Genomic DNA, 18,707 nt, shown 5'->3' with positions numbered 1-18,707 from the left:
TGGGAAGGAGGTTTATACACAATGACTATGTCTGATCCAATTGCAGATATGCTTACTCGTATTCGTAACGCGAACACTGTTCGCCACGAAACAGTAGAAATGCCTGCATCTACAATGAAAAAACAAATCGCCGACATCCTGAAACGTGAAGGATTCATTCGTGATGCGGAATTTGTTGAAGATAGCAAACAAGGGATCATCCGTATTTTCTTGAAATACGGTGCGAACAACGAGCGTGTTATTACAGGTTTGAAAAGAATCAGTAAACCAGGTCTTCGCGTTTACACGAAGAGCAATGAGATTCCACGCGTTCTGGGTGGACTCGGGATCGCAATTATTTCCACATCCAAAGGTATCATGACCGACAAAGAAGCACGTCAGTCCAAAGCCGGCGGAGAAGTGGTTTGCTACGTTTGGTAATTTAACGTTTAAAAGATAGGAGGTGCAACAGATATGTCCCGTATTGGTCGTAAACCAATCACAGTACCAACTGGTGTTGACGTGACTTTGAACAACACAGTGATCACAGTTAAAGGTCCTAAAGGAACATTGACTCGTGAGCTTCATAAAGACATGTCCGTTACTGTGGAAAATAATGAAATTAATGTAGTTCGTCCTTCGGACAACAAACTTCACCGCTCTTTGCATGGAACAACCCGCAGCGTTGTCAGCAACATGGTAAGTGGTGTAACTGAAGGCTTTTCAAAATCTCTGGAGCTGGTTGGGGTCGGATATCGTGCAAGCAAATCCGGAGATAAAATCGTTCTGAACGTTGGATACTCTCACCCGGTTGAAATTTCACCGGAAGCAGGCATCGAGTTCGAAGTTCCTTCGAACACTAAAATCATCGTTCACGGAATTGATAAAGAGCGTGTAGGTGCCTATGCTGCTAAAATCCGTTCCGTTCGTGAACCTGAACCGTACAAAGGTAAAGGGATTAAATACGAAGGCGAGCGCATCATCCGTAAAGAAGGTAAAGCCGGTAAGAAGAAATAAGTTTCTTACCGACTTTGTGCGGTCTTTCTGCTTGAAAGACTTCGTACTTCTTTTTTACCCAGTGCGTCTTAGTATAAAGACTTAAAAGGCAAACTGAAGGGAGTGAAAACTTGAGATGATTACAAAACAAGATAAAAATAAAGCGCGTGTCAGAAGACATCTGCGTGTACGTAAGAAAATCGAAGGTACGGCTGTACGTCCTCGTTTGAACGTATTCCGCTCTTCCAAGCATATCTACGCACAACTGATTGATGATGTTGCTGGTGTAACTTTGGTTTCTGCATCCACTATGGATAAAGAACTGAGCAGCGAAATCAAAAACGGTGGCAGCGTAGAAGCAGCTCGTAAGGTTGGCGAACTCGTTGCTAAACGTGCGAAAGAAAAAGGCCATGCAAACATTGTATTTGATCGTGGTGGATACTTGTATCATGGACGGATTCAAGCTTTGGCTGATGCAGCTCGCGAAGCAGGCCTTGAATTCTAAGACATTTCTCAAAAGGAGGTTAACGACTTGCGTGTAGATCCGAATACTTTGGAACTGACTGAAAGAGTAGTAAATATTAATCGTGTAGCTAAAGTTGTCAAAGGCGGACGCCGTTTCAGCTTCAGTGCTCTGGTAGTAGTGGGCGACGGCAACGGCTGGGTAGGCGCTGGAATCGGTAAAGCTGGCGAAGTACCTGATGCGATTCGCAAAGGTATTGAAGATGCTAAGAAAAACCTGGTTCACGTTCCACTCGTAGGCACAACAATTCCTCACCTTGTTACAGGTAAGTTCGGTGCTGGCCGGGTTCTGTTGAAACCGGCATCGGAAGGTACTGGAGTTATCGCTGGTGGTCCAGTTCGTGCTGTACTGGAACTTGCTGGTGTAGGTGATATCTTGACAAAATCTTTGGGTTCTTCGAATTCCATGAATATGGTCAATGCGACTTTGGAAGGTTTGTCCCGCTTGAAACGCGCTGAAGATGTTGCTAAATTGCGCGGCAAATCTATCGAAGAGCTGCTGGGCTAAGGAGGGAATATCATGGCGAAATTAGAAATTACCCTCGTTCGTTCGTTGATCGGCCGTCCTGGTACTCAGAGAACGACTGTTAAAACGCTCGGCTTGCGTAAAATCAACCATAAAGTAGTTCAACCCGACAATGCAGCAATTCGCGGGATGATTAATCAAGTTAGCCACTTGGTTTCTGTTAAAGAAATCGAAGCTTAAGAAATAAAGTTTTTAAACAATAATCAAGGAGGTGCAACGAACGATGAAGTTACATGAGCTTTCCCCAGCTCCAGGCTCCCGCAAAGAACGTAAACGTTTGGGTCGTGGTCCTAGTAGCGGTACGGGTAAAACTTCTGGTCGTGGTCATAAAGGTCAAAACGCTCGTTCCGGCGGTGGTGTACGTCCGGGCTTCGAGGGTGGTCAAAACCCACTGTATCGTCGCTTGCCTAAACGCGGTTTCGTAAATCCTACTCGTAAAGAGTATGCGGTTTTGAATATCGAAGATTTGAACAGTTTTGCAGCGGGTACAGAAGTAAGCCCTGAGTTTTTGCTGAACAATGGTATTGTGAAGAACGCGAAATCCGGAATTAAAATTCTGGGTAACGGTGAAATCACTGTGAAATTGACAGTTAAAGCGAACAAGTTCTCTCAATCTGCGGTAGAGAAAATTGAAGCTGCCGGCGGTAAAACCGAGGTGATCTAATGTTCAAGACCCTGAAAAATATATGGCGGGTTGAGGATCTTAGAACCCGAATCCTGTTCACCCTGTTTATACTCTTTGTATATCGTATTGGCTCCTTCGTGCCGGTTCCCGGCGTGAATAAACAGGTCTTTACTTCTCAGGATCAGGCAGGAAGCGAGTTATTTGGACTCCTTAACACCTTCTCAGGGGGCGCATTGTATCAGTTTTCAATCTTCGCCCTCGGGATTATGCCGTATATTACAGCGTCCATCATTGTACAGTTGCTGTCAATGGACGTGATTCCGAAACTTGCGGAATGGGCTAAACAAGGAGAGCATGGTAAAAAGAAATTGGCTCAAATTACACGGTATGGTACTGTAATACTGGGCTTGATCCAAGCATTCGGAACGTCGATTGGTTTCAATCGACTGTACGGTGCAGCGATGATTCCAGGCGCTACTTTTGCAGATTATCTGGTTATTGCCATTGTGCTTACAGCAGGAACTACGTTCCTTATGTGGCTAGGTGAGCAAATTACTGAAAAGGGAATCGGCAATGGTATCTCTATTGTAATCTTCGCAGGAATCGCGGCAGGTATTCCAAGACATATTCGTACGATTGTAGAATCTCAGTTTATTCAAGCAGATCAACTGTTTATGAATATTCTGAAGGCAATTATTATTGCCTTGGTAGTTGTTCTGATTATTGTTGGTGTTATTTACATCCAACAGGGTATTCGGAAAATCCCAGTACAATATGCGAAACGTGTAGTTGGCAACAAAATGTACGGTGGCCAGAATACGCATATTCCGATGAAGATCAATGCGGCAGGCGTTATTCCGGTAATCTTTGCGGTATCATTGCTGCAATTCCCGACAATTATTGCGAGTTTCTGGGCAGATCATGCTTGGGCTAAGTGGGTTACCACTTACTTGTATTATGACAAGCCGCTAGGCATGGTTTTGTATGTCGTAATGATTATCGGTTTCACATTCTTCTATACCTTTGTACAGATGAATCCGCAGCAAATGGCCGACAACATGAAGAAAAACGGCGGTTATATTCCAGGTATTCGCCCAGGTAAAGCCACGGAGAAATACTTGACACGAGTAATGTCACGTTTGACAATGACAGGAGCTTTGTTCCTGGCAGTCATATCCGTATTGCCGGTATTCTTCGGTTCGCTTTCGGGCTTGCCTCGTTCCGTGCAAATTGGTGGTACTTCATTGCTCATCATTATTGGTGTAGCATTGGATACGATGAAGCAAATCGAAAGCCAACTGATCAAACGCCATTACAAAGGCTTCATCAACAAATAGGCAATAGGTACCGGCTTAGGATGTTCGCATGCTTACCGGCACCTTTTGTGCTGTTTCTTGTGTAGGGGTCGTCTTGAGGAGTGACAGATTGTGAATATTTTGATCATGGGCCCTCCGGGGGCTGGTAAAGGTACACAAGCAGATGTCATTGTGAAGGAGTTCGGCATTCCTCATATCTCGACAGGTGATGCTTTTCGCCTAGCGATGAAACAGGGAACACCTATTGGCATTAAAGCCAAAGAGTATATTGACAAGGGTGAACTTGTTCCGGATGATGTAACAATCGGTATCGTCGAAGAACGGTTGCAGCAGCCTGATTGCAAGAAGGGTTTCTTGCTGGACGGTTTTCCAAGAACTTTAGCTCAAGCTGAAGCATTGGATCAAATTATGGGCCGTTTGAATACGAAACTGGATGATGTCATCAACCTGAAAGTGGATCGTGACAATTTGTTGGCACGAATCACAGGACGGCGAGTTTGTAAAAGCTGCGGAGCTAGCTATCATATTGTCTTTAATCCTCCTAAGGTTGAAGGCATTTGCGATAAAGACGGTGGTGAACTCTATCAGCGTCCTGACGATAACGAAGATAGCGTAAGAACACGACTTGACGAATATAGTAATAAAACAGCACCACTCCTCACGTTTTATGAGAACCAGAATCTTCTGCGTCATATTGACGGAGAACAGGATATTGATGTGGTTTCCCAAAATATCGTGTCCTTGTTGCGGGGTTAGCTGTAATGATCATTTGCAAGTCGGGGACGGAATCAAGCTTTATGAGGAAAGCTAGAAAAATGAATACGGAAACGGATCATTTTCTAGCAGGAAACATCGAGCCCGGTATTACGACCGGTGAACTTGATCATTTAGCTGATCGGTATATTCGCAGTCAGGGAGCTGTGCCGTCTTTTAAAGGTTATAACGGTTTTCCTGCTAGCATTTGCGCTTCAGTCAACGAACAACTGGTGCACGGATTTCCCGGCAAACGCAAGTTAAACAAAGGCGATGTCATTACAAAACCTCGCCAGTTTACAATGTCGCATGCCATTCGGCAATATATTGAGAATCCAAACCGTGGTATTCCCGAACAGGGGTCGAGGCTGAAAACCGGCATTGTGCTGGCTATTGAATCAATGATTCCAATAGGTGCTCACCTTGTAGGGACGCTGGAAGACAACTGGACGGTCGTTACGATGGACGTAATCTCTTGTGCTCATTTTAAGCAAGTGGTGACGGACGAGGCGGACGGCATGGACATTTTCACGAAACTGAGTGCGTAGGTGATCGGAATGAATCAGCAAGGAAACCTGCAAATCGGTCAGCTGGTGAAGATTCTGAAGGGCAGAGGTGCCGGACAGATAGCGGTTGTCGTTTCAATAGCAGATAGCAGGTTTGTGTATATTGCGGATGGGGATAAACGAAAGTTTGATCAAGCGAAGAAGAAAAATGTTCTTCATTTGGTGCCTCAGCCAAAGATTAGTAGCGAGATTGTAAATAGTTTAAACGAAAGCGGTCGGGTGACGAACGGAAAACTGCGGCATGCAGTGAAAACTTTCCTGGACTCGTCCGAATACCAAGCTGAAGAGAAAGGAGACTGACTTTGGCCAAAGAAGATGTCATTGAGGTTGAAGGTACGGTAATCGAGCCACTGCCGAACGCTACGTTCAAGGTAGAGCTGGAGAACGGTCATCAAATTCTTGCTCATGTTTCCGGAAAGCTGCGGATGCACTTTATCCGTATTTTGACAGGCGACAAGGTGGTTGTACAGTTATCGCCTTACGATTTAACCAAAGGCCGTATAACGTACCGCAAGTAATTCATGCAGGTTTTTATTAAACGTATGTCATTTAAAAAAACTTGTTTTGCTCGGCAAAACGATGTGAATGTTCACGAAGCGAGTTTTACCAGGGTAAAGCTTGGAGGAGGTAATCAACATGAAGGTAAGACCTTCTGTAAAACCTATTTGCGAGAAATGCAAAGTCATTCGCCGCAAAGGGAATGTAATGGTTATTTGCGAAAATCCGAAACACAAACAAAAACAAGGTTAATAGAAGGGGGTGTAGCGTAAAATGGCTCGTATAGCTGGTGTGGATTTGCCACGTGACAAACGCGTTGAGATCGCCTTGACTTACATTTTCGGAATCGGTAAGACGACTTCTCAGAAAATTTTGAAGGAAACAGGCATCAGTGCAAACACGCGTGTTCGTGATTTGACTGAAGATGAAGTGAGCAAATTACGTGAAACGATCGACAAAGAAGTTAAAGTAGAAGGCGATCTGCGTCGTGAAATTTCCTTGAATATTAAACGTCTGACTGAGATTGGCTGCTACCGTGGTGTTCGTCACCGTCGTGGATTGCCTGTTCGCGGACAACGTACTAAAACTAATGCTCGTACCCGTAAAGGTCCTCGTCGGACTGTAGCGAACAAGAAGAAATAAGAAGGGAGGATAACATTCAATGGCTAAACCGAAAAAAGTTGTACGCACAAAACGCCGTGACCGTAAAAATATCGAGAGTGGCGTGGCACACATCCGTTCCACGTTCAACAACACGATCGTTACGATCACAGATCCACACGGTAACGCAATCTCTTGGGCCAGCTCAGGCGGCATGGGATTCCGTGGTTCCCGTAAATCTACTCCATTCGCAGCACAAATGGCCGCAGAAACTGCTGCTAAAGCTGCTATGGAACACGGCATGAAGACTGTCGAAGTCATGGTTAAAGGACCTGGTGCAGGTCGCGAAGCAGCAATTCGCTCTTTGCAAGCTGCTGGTCTGGAAGTTAACCTGATCAAAGACGTAACTCCGGTACCTCATAACGGATGCCGTCCTCCAAAACGTCGTCGCGTCTAATGAGATTTCTCCTCTGCGTGTAGTATAGATCCGGCACAAACTGCCAAGAATGGATGTTTAGGTGTACTACATGATAGACTATGGATAAGGTGAATGTTTCATATAGGAGCGACGTTTTGAAGGAGGGATATTGCAGTGATAGAAATCGAAAAGCCGAAAATTGAGACGGTTGACGTCAATGATGATGGCACCTATGGAAAATTCGTAGTAGAACCGCTGGAACGCGGATACGGCACGACGCTTGGAAACTCGCTTCGCCGTATTCTGTTATCCTCGTTGCCGGGGGCAGCAGTTACATCGGTTCAAATCGATGGGGTTCTGCACGAGTTTGCAACGGTTCCCGGTGTGAAGGAAGACGTAACGGAGATCATTCTGAACTTGAAAGCTTTATCGCTTAAAATCCACTCAGATGAAGAGAAAGTACTCGAAATCGATGCGGAAGGCGAAGGAGTTGTAACGGCAGGTGATATCCGTGCGGATAGTGATGTGGAAATTCTTAATCCGGATCTTCACATTGCAACGCTCGGACCGGGTTCGAGACTTCACATGCGTATTTTTGCCAATCGCGGTCGCGGTTACGTTAAGCAGGATCGGAATAAACGTGATGACCAGCCGATCGGCGTCATTCCCGTCGACTCCATCTACACTCCGATTGCACGCGTGAACTACGGCGTAGAAAATACGCGTGTCGGCCAGGTTACGAATTATGACAAGCTGACACTTGAGGTTTGGACGGACGGAACTATTCGTCCTGAAGAAGCTGTGAGCCTTGGAGCCAAAATTTTGACCGAGCATGTGATGTTATTCGTGGGTCTCACGGATGAAGCAAAAGATGCAGAAATTATGGTCGAAAAAGAAGAAGACAAGAAAGAAAAAGTTCTTGAAATGACGATCGAAGAGCTGGATCTCTCCGTCCGTTCCTATAACTGCCTTAAGCGCGCTGGTATCAATACGGTACAAGAACTCACGACTAAATCTGAAGAAGATATGATGAAGGTCCGCAACTTGGGTCGCAAATCTTTGGAAGAAGTACAAGAGAAGCTCGAGGAACTTGGTTTAGGACTTCGTACGGAAGAATAGCACAGCAACGGTTTTGTGAAGGAGGGGAAACTACATGGCATACCAAAAATTGGGCCGCAATTCCAGTGCCCGTAAAGCTTTGTTTCGTGATTTGGTAACCGATCTGTTCTTGTATGAGCGTATCCAAACTACTGAGGCTAAAGCGAAAGAAGTTCGTTCTATTGCTGAAAAACTGATCACCAAAGCGAAAAAAGGAGATCTGCACGCACGTCGTCAAGTGGCTGCGTTCGTTCGCCGTGAAACTTTGGATGGTGAGCAGGATGCAATCCAAAAGCTGTTTAGCGAATTGGCTACACGTTACAATGAGCGTCCAGGTGGATACACTCGTATCTTGAAACTGGGACCTCGTCGTGGCGATGCCGCTCCAATGGTATATCTGGAATTGGTTGACCGCGCGTAAACAGGCGAAGATGAGGGAAGGGTGGACAGAATCGGCTTGATTCTGAACAACCCTTTTTTTCTCTTGGAGGAGTCCTTGAGGGGCTTCTCCTTTGTTATGTTCGGTTATTTCCTGTAAGACCAGAGAATACCCCGTAAAGGTGTGAGAAGCATGCGGAACTTGTGCATGAAGGTGAACTATGATGGAACCCACTATGATGGCTTTCAGACGCAGCCCAGTGGCAATACCATTCAGGACTGTCTTGAAAATGCTATATACTCATTGACGGGCGAACGTCTTAAAATTACAGGCTCAGGACGTACAGATGCAGGTGTGCATGCATACGGGCAGGTATTCAATTTTCATACTGAATCGCCGATTCCGGTACATCGCTGGTGTCTGGCACTTAATGCCTGGCTGCCTCGTGATATCATCGTTACGGATGCGAGAGAGGTGCCACTGTCCTTTCATGCACGCCGCATGGCGAAGCGAAAGACGTATCGGTACAGTATTAATGCGAACCGGTTTCCAGACATCTTTCATCGTCGTACACAGGCCCATCATCCAACGAGGCTGGATGTAAGAGCGATGGAAAAAGGCTTGGCTCATTTAATTGGCACCTTTGACTATACTTCGTTCGCATCCCGACGTTCCCAAAAGACGAATCATATTCGTACTATTTACGACGCCTATATAACGGTAGATCATTCCTTTTCACGTCCAGGGTCGGATGATCAGGGAATTATTCATACTTATATTACAGGCAGCGGATTTTTGCAGCACATGGTTCGAATTATAATGGGGACTTTGCTGGAAGTGGGAGAAGGCAAAAAATCGCCGGATGATATTCCTTCCATTTTGGAGGCGAAAAACCGTTCAAAGGCTGGCCCTACGGCCGTTGGACACGCTTTAACGCTCTGGAATGTAGAGTATGAAGAAAACATCAAAAAACATTGATTTTTCCCTTGCAGAATTGATGGTTATCCTGTAATATAAAAGTTGTGTTTTCTTAATGGCTTTCCCACAGCCCCATTTAAGATAATCACTTTATAGCAACATCTAATCCATCGATAATGCAGCAACTTAACGAACGAAGATAAATGATGATTTCTGTTAACGAACTTAAGGAGGATACTTTTCATGCGTACTACGTATATGGCGAAGCCAAATGAAGTTGAGCGCAACTGGCACATCATTGATGCCGAAGGCAAAACGCTCGGCCGTCTGGCAAGCGAAGCGGCTGCGTTGATTCGCGGCAAACATAAGCCACAATTTACACCACATGTGGACACAGGTGATTTTGTTATTGTAATCAATGCGGAGAAAATCGTATTGACCGGTAAAAAAATGGAGAACAAGAAATACTATCGTCACTCCATGCACCCAGGTGGTCTGAAAGTAACAGTTGCACAAGATATGGTTAAGAACAAACCTGAACGTATGTTGGAATTGGCTGTTCACGGTATGCTTCCTAAAACTCGTCAAGGCGACAAAATGAAGCTGAGACTTAAAGCTTACAGAGGTACAGAGCATCCACATGCAGCACAAAAACCTGAAGTTTACGAACTTCGCGGATAATTAAAAGGGAGGACAGTTTCATGGCACAAGTACAATACTATGGGACAGGTCGTCGTAAACATTCGGTAGCTCGTGTTCGTCTCGTACCGGGTGAAGGACGCATTGTCATCAATAAGCGTGATATTAATGAATATTTCGGTTTGGAAACTCTCAAACTGATCGTAAAACAACCACTGAATCTGACAGAAACACTTGGTAGCTATGACGTACTTGTTATCGCTCACGGTGGTGGTATCTCTGGTCAAGCAGGCGCAATTCGCCACGGTATTTCCCGTGCTCTGTTGAAAGCAGACCCAGAATTCCGTCCAGCTTTGAAAAAAGCAGGCTTCTTGACTCGTGACCCACGTATGAAAGAACGTAAAAAATACGGTCTCAAAGCTGCTCGTCGTGCACCACAATTCTCGAAACGTTAATATTTCGAATACAGAAGAACCTTTTCCATATGGAAAGGGTTCTTTTTTTATATAGATCATTAACTGTTCTTATTAACCATATGTGGATAAATAGATCTGTCCTAGAATTTCATGGCCTCATTTGTCCTGCAGATACATAATTAGCAGCATACATTGTACAGAATACATAAGTTATCCACGATGCTACTAAGTTCGATTTGGTTATGCACAAATATAGTTTGCTGTTTTAGCATGGTTTATCTTGTATTGTTCATAACCTGTGACTAAGTGTAGTTCAGCTTTTTTAGTCTTACCTAATTTGATAAAGGGCTTAAGGATTTCTTTTGGCTGAGCAATGTCTATTTTCTTCTGTGTAGCTGTTGGGGGAACGTCCAGGATACAGCAAGGATACATTGTTTTGCTTGTTTGTACTAACTGAAGATTAATTTTTAGCTTACTACTGCCATCTCTCGACTAAGTAATGCAGCAATGATGATGAGTTTCTCTAACCATAAAGAAGGGGCTTGAAATAGGCCTCCAGTTACGTTTATGGCCTTATTTGTATCCAACGCAATAATTCCTCAAGAAGGGCTTTGTGCGCCCTATAGGAGCGAATAGGGGCTTACTAGCGATCTAAGAGGGTACATTTTTTATTAATTTCTCAATAGAAAGCTCGATTGTCTTCAGAGTTCCAATTTGGTGTGGGATTCTTTGGGTGTAACCTTGTAGTCAAGTGCTGGCTTAACTTGAGCTGATCCTGGCCACGTATGCATCATCTTTGAATGTATATGTAAATATGACAACCGAACCTAAATATATTTTCTGGGTCAAATCTAAGGCTAATTATGGATCAAAAGCACAACGATTTTTTCCTCAGATATGTTTATCTGATCGTAATAACCCATTCTAGTTAAGAATACGATGGCAAACGCGTATTGGGCATATTCTTTGGTTCATGTGGAGTAGAAAAGGCGCTTTCGTCAACCTAAGACAATTTTCAAGTGTTTGGTATAAGAATATTTTATATAAAGGAAATGAATTTGGATGGGTATGCAGGAGAGCGTTAAAGAATGCTGATAGAACAGCGTTTCTGCATAATGCGAGAGGACCGATGTTTACCTCATGACGTTTTTTCTTAGATTGACAATGAATATGAAAGTTTTATACTGTATTTAATCTTATTAGTTTAGTCGGTATTGTTGAAGTGGCACTTATTTATGAATCTTCATATGGAGGCGCATTGATAATGAATTTATTGGAGAAAGAAGCGTTAATTAGAGTCAAGGCAAGTGAACTCGAAGAGGCTACGCCTGAAGAAATTATCCAGTATGCAGTTCATACATTTCCGAACCTTACTTTTGCTTGTAGCTTCGGAGCAGAAGATGTAGTGCTAGTAGATATGCTTCAAAAAATTAGTCCTGCTACCGACATATTTTATTTGGACACCGATTTTCATTTTCAAGAAACCTACGACACGCGAGATCAGATGAAAGCTAAATACAATCTGGATTTTATTAGGGTCTCTCCCTTAATCACTCCTGAAGAGCAAGCTGTGGAGCATGGAGAGGAGCTATGGAAAACAGATCCTAATGCATGCTGTGGTATACGTAAAGTTGAGCCGCTGACACGCATTCTGTCTCAATACGATGCATGGATTACCGGTATTCGCCGCGATCAGGCACCTACTCGTGCAAATGCAAAAAAGGTAGAGTATGATGAAAAGTTTGGCCTTGTTAAATTTAACCCCTTGGCGAGCTGGACCTCTGAGGACGTATGGAACTATATTCGCACTCATGAAGTACTGTATAATCCATTGCATGACCGTAATTATCCTAGTATTGGCTGTGAGCAATGCACACGCGAAGTCCTGCCAGGGGAAGATCCACGTGCGGGCCGCTGGTCAGGCAATGAGAAAACTGAGTGTGGGCTTCACCAATAAAATGGTGTGCAGGTAGCTCTGAGACTTATTTATGAATAGAAAGGAAGTGCATTATGACTGCAATTCTTCCGCATGGCGGAACGCTCGTTAATAGAAATATTACAGGTCCCGAGCAAGAAGCGCTGTTGCAGGTTGCAAGTGACTTGTTTCATATCCCTGTAAACTCATGGACAATTTCCGATCTCGACTTGATTGGAGTGGGGGCCTTTTCTCCATTAACAGGATTTATGAATGAGGCAGATTATCGTTCTGTGGTAGCGGATATGCGGCTCGCTGATGGTACAGTCTGGAGTATACCCATTACTCTTGCAGTAGCAGAAAGCATAGCCAGTGAACTGAAACTAGGCCAGCAGGTTGCTTTGGTGGGGGAGACAGATGGCATAATCTACGCTGTACTTGATATTGAGAGTATTTATCAGGTGGATCAGGCGGAGGAAGCAAGATATGTATTCAAGACGGATGACCCCGCTCATCCTGGTGTAAACAAACTGTTAGATCGACCTGCTACCTATGTAGGCGGAACTGTACAAGTGCTGAATCGACCTGAGCCTACCCGATTTGGCGAATTTTATTACACACCAGCACAGACACGTAGTCTTTTTGCTGAAAAGGGCTGGAAGACAGTGGTCGGTTTTCAAACGCGAAATCCGGTACACCGGGCACATGAATACATCCAAAAAAGCGCCATGGAAATTGTGGATGCGTTATTTCTTAATCCACTCGTTGGAGAGACCAAGTCAGATGACGTTCCAGCAGATGTGCGTATGAAGAGCTATCTTACGTTGCTGGACAACTATTATCCGGCTGATCGAGCTTTTCTGGGAGTCTTTCCTGCTGCTATGCGCTACGCTGGTCCTAGAGAGGCTATTTTCCATGCTATTGTGCGAAAGAACTTTGGCTGCACTCATTTTATCGTCGGAAGAGATCATGCCGGTGTAGGGGACTATTATGGTACCTACGAAGCGCAGGAAATTTTCAAGCACTTTACACCTGAAGAGCTGGGGATTACCCCGTTGTTTTTTGAACACAGCTTTTATTGCACCCAATGTGGAAATATGGCCTCAAGCAAAACATGCCCACATCCCAAGGAGCATCATTTGACGCTCTCTGGTACTAAGGTAAGGGAATTGTTGCGTTCCGGGGTTTGTCCGCCACCTGAATTTACACGACCAGAAGTCGCTCAAGTGTTGATTGAAGGTATGAAAGAATATGTTCATGCCTGAGTTGTACTAACTACACGCCTCGTCCCATATAGATTATTAGTATCTGTATAGGACGGAGGCGTTTTGTTATGCAAAAAAACAACCGTAAAAAAGAGGTTACACTGTGGATTCGATATCGGACGCTGCAAAAAATGCTTTTAGGCTGTTGTCTCGCTGTTCTATTTATCATGTTGACATTGTATGAGATACCTGCTTCGAGAGCCTGGATTCACTGGAGTCTACCGCTTACTGGTAAGGTAATTGCTATTGATGCCGGGCACGGAGGGCCTGATGGAGGAGCGGTCAGCAAAGAGGGTGTCATTGAGAAGGATATTAATCTGGCGATTGCTTTTTATTTGCGTGATTATTTGCAGCAAGCAGGAGCTGTTGTCGTCATGACACGTGAGGATGACCGCGATCTGGCACAGCAAGAAACAAAAGGCTATTCCAGAAGAAAAACAGAGGATTTAAAGCAACGAGTACGTATGATTGAGGAGCAGAAAGCGGACCTCTTTTTAAGTATTCATATGAACAGTATCCCGTCCAGCCGTTGGAGTGGAGCTCAGACCTTTTTCGTACCTAATCATGCAGATAACGAGAATCTGGCGTCCTTAATCCAGGAAGAAATCAAACGCAATTTGGAAAATACAGACAGAGTGGCTAAGACCGTGAACACAGTCTATTTATTAAAGGCACTCAAAATGCCGGCAGCCCTTGTAGAAGTCGGATTTTTGTCCCATCCAGAAGAAGCTAGAAGACTCAGTGACGAGAACTATCAAAGACAAGTGGCTGCGTCTATATACAAAGGGATTTTGCGTTACAGTGCAGGAGAAAAGGGGACCTCCTCAGCACCTGAAGCCAGATAGTGGTATACTGTAAGTGTTTACCACTACATAAACAATAAAGCAGAGGTGCTGATTATTCATGCAATCAAGAGAGCAAGTTATAGAGCTACTTCAGCAAGTACGGGAGCCCCAAACGGGGCGTCGTTTGATTGATCTCCATTTTATTCGGGATGTCGTTGTTAAAGAGGATCGGATCTCATTGACTGCTATTACCCTGGATAGCCAGGAAAAGACGCGGTCAGAACTGGATCGGGAAATCCGGCAGACGTTAGAAGAAGCGGGATTAAGTAACGTCCATATTCGTATTCGTGAGGCATCTGAGTCTGAAAAATCAACTATTCAAAATGAACAGGATACCGGGGAGGTAGCTGATCCGGTATTGACCAAAGGACATGCTGTGGGTATGGAAGAACATGAGCTGCTTAACCCAGCATCTGGCGTGCGATTTATTGCCATTGCAAGTGGAAAAGGTGGTGTCGGAAAATCGACAGTAGCTGTGAATTTAGCGGCAGCTCTAGCCAGACAGGGTAAGCGTGTGGGTTTAATTGATGCTGATATCTATGGATTCAGTGTGCCGGATATGATCGGGGTAGAGGATGTACCTTCTGTCGAAGATGGTATCATTCAGCCAGTAGAGCGATTTGGTATTAAAATTATGTCTATGGGCTTCTTTGTTAGAGAAAACAATCCGGTCATTTGGAGAGGTCCCATGCTGGGGAGAATGCTCAGACAATTTTTTAGTGATGTCGAATGGGGCAAGCTGGATTATATGATCCTCGATTTACCACCAGGTACGGGTGATGTGGCACTTGATGTACATCAAATGATCCCTCAGAGCGAAGAAATCATTGTCACTACTCCACATGCGACGGCCGCCTTTGTAGCTGCACGTGCGGGGGCAATGGCTCTTCAAACGGATCATAAGGTCATAGGCGTTGTGGAGAATATGTCCTATTATGTGTCCTCCACCGGAGAAAAAGACTACGTTTTTGGACGGGGAGGCGGGGCTATGTTGGCAGATACACTTCATACGAAGCTGCTGGCGCAAATTCCGTTGGGTATTCCAGATAATCATCCGTCAGAAGCCGATTTTTCTCCATCCGTCTATAAACCGGAGTCGGAGACAGGGGCTATTTATAATGATATAGCTGCTCAAATTACGAGGTTACACATGGAATCTGAATAATAAAAAAGGCTGGTTTTTGAACCAGCCTTTTTTTTACTGACCTCCTCCTTGGCCGCCGCCTCCACCGCCTTCTCCTCCTTCACCACCACCTTCTTGCTTTTTGTCCCCAGAGCCACCTTGCTCTCCGCCTTTTTTCTCAACCTTAGGTTGAAGTTCCTCTTGTACAACAGTTTTGAGTAAATTCATAACCTCAAGCCGAAAAATTGGATTCTGCATAGCATCATGCATGACTGTCATAGATTGTTTGCGATATTCGGGAGTTTTAGTTAAGTCCATGAACATCTTGGTCAATTCTGGGGATTTTAGCATCGCTTCAATTGATTTTTGATAAGAAGGGTCTTTTATAAGCTGCATATGAAGCTGTTTGCTTTGACTATTGATAGCTTTGGCAAATTCTCCGGCAAAACGCGGATCAGTCATAATCTTTTCGATTTCTTTTTTATATTCTGGGGAGACCAAAGTATCTTTTACTGCAGTTTTCATCTGTTCTGCTGACTGCGTGGTCATCAGCATTTTCATTCCCACGCTGCCCCCAGAGCCACCTTGTTCACCACTTTGACCGGATTTCTCCCCTTTTTCCCCAGTTAAAGCTTCTTCTACCGCTTTTTTTCCATCATCGCTCTTCAGGATATCGACAACCATCGTTTTCATCTCTTTATAACTGTTCTGGGGAGGTGCAGAACCCTGATCCGAGCCACAGCCGCTCAGGGCAACGCCCAGTACGCATACCATGCTAACAAATCGCAAACGAGTCCAATTCATGGCCGTATTCCTCCTTTATCATGAATGTGGATAGTATGCGGATGATGGGGGAGAAATATGTCGAGTTGTTTTTGGTTTTTAACTGAGAACGATGTAAAATAACTCCTTAAAGACCCAGAGCTTGATCGCGAACCTCTTTACCTTTTACTGTACCCTGTTGCAGCAGTTCAGATACAGTTACGAATTCATAACCTTGTGCTCGCAACTTGTCGATAATGACGGGCAACGCTTCATGAGTTTGTTTACAAGAATCACTGGCATGAAGGAGGACGATATCTCCAGGATGGGCTTTATTTACAACACGGTCGATAATGACTTGCGTACCAGGGTTTTTCCAGTCTAGGGAGTCAGTATCCCATTGAATGGTTTTGTAGCCCAAAGTGCTGGCAACTTGAAGAACCCTTTTATCAAAGTCACCATTAGGCATACGGATTAACTTCGGGGATTGTCCAGTCAACTCGGTTAATGTGGTATGAGCCGTTGAAATCTGCTTACGAATCTCTTCATCGCTTAAGCTGCTATAATTTTCGTGTTTATGACCATGGCTGCCAATCTCAAATCCGCTTTCTTTAATTTGTTTTACGAGTTCTGGATGTGTTTTACTCCATGGTGCAGAAAGAAAAAAGGTCGACTTGGTCACTTTTTTATCTTCGAGAACTTTTAAAATGGGGGCGGTACGCTTATCACCCCAGCTAATGTCGAAGGTGAGAGCGATCAGTTTTTTATCAGTAGGTACACTATAGATGGCTGTTGGTGCTTCCTCGGAAAACACTGTAACATTATCGGTTTCTACATAAATGACTCCAGCAGTAAAGACGGCTGCAGCCATTACGATCAGGAATCGTTTGATTTTTTTGCCGTTCAATACGTAGAAAAAAGAACTCATAGTTAATGCCCCTTTCATCCTAGAAGTGCTTGTTTACTTAAAGCTATGCCAGGGGTTGTCAATTATTCCATTGGACTTAACGGAGGAATCAACAAATGGGTATAAAAGCATTTTTTCATCATTTACGAACAACTAGACGGTTAATTTTGACCTCTGCACTTTTTTTCTGCGCAAGCATTGTAGTGGGATGGTTAAGTACGGGTACTATTCAGTCCATTTTGGCCCAACAAGTGGAGGGACTCGGGGGAGTGGCGCAACGTTTACAGAACTCTGAGCATCCACAATGGAGTTTTTTTGTGTTTATCTTTTTCAATAATGCAATCAAATGCGTGTTAGTTATATTCGCTGGAGCTCTTTTTGGAATCGTGCCCTTTATATTTTTAATTGTGAACGGAATGGTTTTAGGCTTTGTAGTACACCTACAGGCAGATATGGGAGGAAGTATGTATGAAATTGTCGTAAAAGGTTTATTGCCACACGGTGTGATTGAATTGCCTATTTTGATTATCGCCTGTGCCTTTGGATTAAAGTTTGGAACCAATATAATTTCTACCATTGGTGCAAGTATAGGAATGAAACGAAAAGGTAATGGTCCATCGTGGAAGGATTTTTTGAGACAAACGTTAACCGTGTCCATATGGTCTGTCATCTTTCTGTTTATAGCAGCTGCGATTGAGAGCGGCATAACTTATCGTTTACTGTCGCATTAAAATAAAATGGCCAATTATTTATATATTTCCCGAAAATTGAACATAACAAAGGGGAGAGCGTAAGAAAAGGATTAAAGATGCATCGGAGTAAGTTTGAGACCTTAGCAGTTGAGTTTAAAAATAGGTAAAGTTTGGAACAACTAATTGAGCAAATATAAGCACTATATAATCTGCTGATAAGGGAGTATGGTCAAATGTTGGGTATGCTGTTTAACGAAAAGGAATGCAAGGAACTTGACTACGTTCTTCGTAAGGAACTAGATGAAATGCTGCTTGACATGAGTGATACTCGATTGGATCAGGATATCCGTTATGCAATAGCACTTCGATATAAAACAGTCTTCCGCATGTATGCCCGTTTTGCACCCGCCAAGGAACTATCCAAATATGCGCGCAGAGGCCGAGTCCCCCAGACCAAACAATGAAAAAATGAAAGAAGAACTATATCAAACAAGATATCAGAAAGTTAATATACTTTCTGATATCGAAAAAAGTATTGACACTATTCATTATTCATGGTAAATTAACTTTCGTTCCTTTTTGAAAGATTCGCTCGAAAAAAAGAATTTAAAAAAACTCTTGCAAAACTAAAAAAGAAATGATATATTATAAAAGTCGCCGCTGAGACGCGGTGGTGAAACAAAGTAAAATACAATGAAAGTTTGATCTTTGAAAACTGAACAACGAGTGAGTAAAATGATTTTGTTCGCAAAATCAAAACATGAGATATTTTATCTCGTCAGTTTCAAATGAGCTAATCGCTCTTTCGATAAACCAACTTCAGTTGGTCTTTAATGGAGAGTTTGATCCTGGCTCAGGACGAACGCTGGCGGCGTGCCTAATACATGCAAGTCGAGCGGGGTTATTTAGAAGCTTGCTTCTAAATAACCTAGCGGCGGACGGGTGAGTA

Annotated in this window: 27 protein-coding genes; 25 read left to right on the top strand and 2 right to left on the bottom strand. The window is 43.8% G+C overall.

What is annotated here, in order from left to right:
- Window positions 1-21: 21 nt before the first annotated feature.
- The 23 genes from rpsH to ACQQ6X_RS03450 all read left to right on the top strand — a co-directional run bounded on the left by rpsH (window position 22) and on the right by ACQQ6X_RS03450 (window position 15,439).
- Entirely contained in the window at window positions 22-420 is a 399-nt protein-coding gene (gene rpsH / locus ACQQ6X_RS03560) for a 30S ribosomal protein S8 (RefSeq protein ID WP_007432570.1), read from the top strand.
- 33 nt (window positions 421-453) lie between these two features.
- On the top strand, window positions 454-996 hold the full coding sequence (gene rplF / locus ACQQ6X_RS03555; protein ID WP_149034434.1) for a 50S ribosomal protein L6: 543 nt from the start codon (window positions 454-456) through the stop codon (window positions 994-996).
- 115 nt (window positions 997-1,111) lie between these two features.
- The gene (rplR, locus tag ACQQ6X_RS03550; protein WP_007432568.1) at window positions 1,112-1,480 is read left to right on the top strand and encodes a 50S ribosomal protein L18; all 369 of its coding nucleotides are present in this window, start codon (window positions 1,112-1,114) and stop codon (window positions 1,478-1,480) included.
- A gap of 27 nt (window positions 1,481-1,507) precedes the next feature.
- On the top strand, window positions 1,508-2,005 hold the full coding sequence (rpsE, locus tag ACQQ6X_RS03545) for a 30S ribosomal protein S5 (protein ID WP_013373261.1): 498 nt from the start codon (window positions 1,508-1,510) through the stop codon (window positions 2,003-2,005).
- A gap of 12 nt (window positions 2,006-2,017) precedes the next feature.
- Window positions 2,018-2,203 carry a 50S ribosomal protein L30 gene (gene rpmD / locus ACQQ6X_RS03540; protein WP_013373260.1) on the top strand — a complete coding sequence of 62 codons (186 nt, stop codon included), beginning with the start codon at window positions 2,018-2,020 and terminating at the stop codon, window positions 2,201-2,203.
- A 43-nt stretch (window positions 2,204-2,246) separates the two neighbouring features.
- The gene (rplO, locus tag ACQQ6X_RS03535) at window positions 2,247-2,687 is read left to right on the top strand and encodes a 50S ribosomal protein L15 (RefSeq protein WP_013312149.1); all 441 of its coding nucleotides are present in this window, start codon (window positions 2,247-2,249) and stop codon (window positions 2,685-2,687) included.
- Complete coding sequence (secY, locus tag ACQQ6X_RS03530; protein WP_063211157.1) at window positions 2,687-3,985, top strand: preprotein translocase subunit SecY; 1,299 nt, start codon at window positions 2,687-2,689, stop codon at window positions 3,983-3,985. The genes rplO and secY overlap by 1 nt, the downstream gene beginning before the upstream one ends.
- 90 nt (window positions 3,986-4,075) lie before the next feature.
- The gene (locus ACQQ6X_RS03525; RefSeq protein WP_149034433.1) at window positions 4,076-4,720 is read left to right on the top strand and encodes an adenylate kinase; all 645 of its coding nucleotides are present in this window, start codon (window positions 4,076-4,078) and stop codon (window positions 4,718-4,720) included.
- A gap of 5 nt (window positions 4,721-4,725) precedes the next feature.
- Window positions 4,726-5,265: a M24 family metallopeptidase gene (locus ACQQ6X_RS03520; RefSeq protein ID WP_305168132.1), complete on the top strand. Its 540-nt coding sequence runs from the start codon at window positions 4,726-4,728 to the stop codon at window positions 5,263-5,265.
- A 9-nt stretch (window positions 5,266-5,274) separates the two neighbouring features.
- The gene (locus tag ACQQ6X_RS03515) at window positions 5,275-5,583 is read left to right on the top strand and encodes a KOW domain-containing RNA-binding protein (RefSeq protein ID WP_013373256.1); all 309 of its coding nucleotides are present in this window, start codon (window positions 5,275-5,277) and stop codon (window positions 5,581-5,583) included.
- 2 nt (window positions 5,584-5,585) lie between these two features.
- Window positions 5,586-5,801, top strand: coding sequence for a translation initiation factor IF-1 (gene infA, locus ACQQ6X_RS03510; RefSeq protein ID WP_006212898.1), 216 nt, complete (start codon window positions 5,586-5,588; stop codon window positions 5,799-5,801).
- Between the two features lie 118 nt (window positions 5,802-5,919).
- Window positions 5,920-6,033: a 50S ribosomal protein L36 gene (gene rpmJ, locus ACQQ6X_RS03505; RefSeq protein ID WP_003333770.1), complete on the top strand. Its 114-nt coding sequence runs from the start codon at window positions 5,920-5,922 to the stop codon at window positions 6,031-6,033.
- 21 nt (window positions 6,034-6,054) lie between these two features.
- Complete coding sequence (rpsM, locus tag ACQQ6X_RS03500; RefSeq protein ID WP_007432560.1) at window positions 6,055-6,423, top strand: 30S ribosomal protein S13; 369 nt, start codon at window positions 6,055-6,057, stop codon at window positions 6,421-6,423.
- Between the two features lie 19 nt (window positions 6,424-6,442).
- Entirely contained in the window at window positions 6,443-6,838 is a 396-nt protein-coding gene (rpsK, locus tag ACQQ6X_RS03495; RefSeq protein WP_007432559.1) for a 30S ribosomal protein S11, read from the top strand.
- A 135-nt stretch (window positions 6,839-6,973) separates the two neighbouring features.
- The gene (locus tag ACQQ6X_RS03490) at window positions 6,974-7,918 is read left to right on the top strand and encodes a DNA-directed RNA polymerase subunit alpha (protein WP_013373254.1); all 945 of its coding nucleotides are present in this window, start codon (window positions 6,974-6,976) and stop codon (window positions 7,916-7,918) included.
- A gap of 34 nt (window positions 7,919-7,952) precedes the next feature.
- Window positions 7,953-8,318, top strand: a complete 366-nt coding sequence (gene rplQ / locus ACQQ6X_RS03485) for a 50S ribosomal protein L17 (protein WP_013373253.1) — start codon at window positions 7,953-7,955, stop codon at window positions 8,316-8,318.
- 150 nt (window positions 8,319-8,468) lie between these two features.
- Window positions 8,469-9,254 (top strand): tRNA pseudouridine(38-40) synthase TruA, encoded by a 786-nt coding sequence (gene truA, locus ACQQ6X_RS03480; RefSeq protein WP_305168131.1) that lies wholly within the window; start codon window positions 8,469-8,471, stop codon window positions 9,252-9,254.
- 183 nt (window positions 9,255-9,437) lie between these two features.
- Window positions 9,438-9,875 carry a 50S ribosomal protein L13 gene (rplM, locus tag ACQQ6X_RS03475; protein WP_149034429.1) on the top strand — a complete coding sequence of 146 codons (438 nt, stop codon included), beginning with the start codon at window positions 9,438-9,440 and terminating at the stop codon, window positions 9,873-9,875.
- A 20-nt stretch (window positions 9,876-9,895) separates the two neighbouring features.
- Window positions 9,896-10,288, top strand: a complete 393-nt coding sequence (rpsI, locus tag ACQQ6X_RS03470; protein WP_013373250.1) for a 30S ribosomal protein S9 — start codon at window positions 9,896-9,898, stop codon at window positions 10,286-10,288.
- A gap of 1,225 nt (window positions 10,289-11,513) precedes the next feature.
- Window positions 11,514-12,206 (top strand): phosphoadenylyl-sulfate reductase, encoded by a 693-nt coding sequence (locus tag ACQQ6X_RS03465; protein ID WP_305168130.1) that lies wholly within the window; start codon window positions 11,514-11,516, stop codon window positions 12,204-12,206.
- A 53-nt stretch (window positions 12,207-12,259) separates the two neighbouring features.
- On the top strand, window positions 12,260-13,429 hold the full coding sequence (sat, locus tag ACQQ6X_RS03460) for a sulfate adenylyltransferase (protein WP_305168129.1): 1,170 nt from the start codon (window positions 12,260-12,262) through the stop codon (window positions 13,427-13,429).
- 68 nt (window positions 13,430-13,497) lie between these two features.
- Complete coding sequence (gene cwlD, locus ACQQ6X_RS03455; protein WP_149034426.1) at window positions 13,498-14,274, top strand: N-acetylmuramoyl-L-alanine amidase CwlD; 777 nt, start codon at window positions 13,498-13,500, stop codon at window positions 14,272-14,274.
- Window positions 14,275-14,332: 58 nt separating this feature from the next.
- Entirely contained in the window at window positions 14,333-15,439 is a 1,107-nt protein-coding gene (locus tag ACQQ6X_RS03450; RefSeq protein ID WP_305168128.1) for an Mrp/NBP35 family ATP-binding protein, read from the top strand.
- Window positions 15,440-15,472: 33 nt separating this feature from the next.
- Here ACQQ6X_RS03450 and gerD read toward each other — a convergent pair whose 3' ends face one another.
- The gene (gerD, locus tag ACQQ6X_RS03445; RefSeq protein WP_305168127.1) at window positions 15,473-16,201 is read right to left on the bottom strand and encodes a spore germination lipoprotein GerD; all 729 of its coding nucleotides are present in this window, start codon (window positions 16,199-16,201) and stop codon (window positions 15,473-15,475) included.
- Between the two features lie 106 nt (window positions 16,202-16,307).
- A complete protein-coding gene (gene pdaB / locus ACQQ6X_RS03440) occupies window positions 16,308-17,087 on the bottom strand; it encodes a polysaccharide deacetylase family sporulation protein PdaB (RefSeq protein ID WP_063211137.1) in 780 nt (259 codons plus the stop codon).
- 95 nt (window positions 17,088-17,182) lie between these two features.
- Here pdaB and ACQQ6X_RS03435 point away from each other — a divergent pair, with 95 nt between their 5' ends.
- Both ACQQ6X_RS03435 and ACQQ6X_RS03430 read left to right on the top strand, forming a co-directional pair.
- Window positions 17,183-17,797 (top strand): stage II sporulation protein M, encoded by a 615-nt coding sequence (locus tag ACQQ6X_RS03435; RefSeq protein ID WP_305168126.1) that lies wholly within the window; start codon window positions 17,183-17,185, stop codon window positions 17,795-17,797.
- Window positions 17,798-17,991: 194 nt separating this feature from the next.
- Complete coding sequence (locus tag ACQQ6X_RS03430) at window positions 17,992-18,222, top strand: hypothetical protein (protein ID WP_013312131.1); 231 nt, start codon at window positions 17,992-17,994, stop codon at window positions 18,220-18,222.
- Window positions 18,223-18,707: the final 485 nt, after the last annotated feature.

This window comes from Paenibacillus ottowii, assembly GCF_050516475.1.
In the GTDB taxonomy this organism is placed as follows: Bacteria; Bacillota; Bacilli; order Paenibacillales; family Paenibacillaceae; genus Paenibacillus; species Paenibacillus ottowii.
Note: the sequence above shows the minus strand (reverse complement) of the source record. Positions and strands in the feature narration are given on the sequence as shown.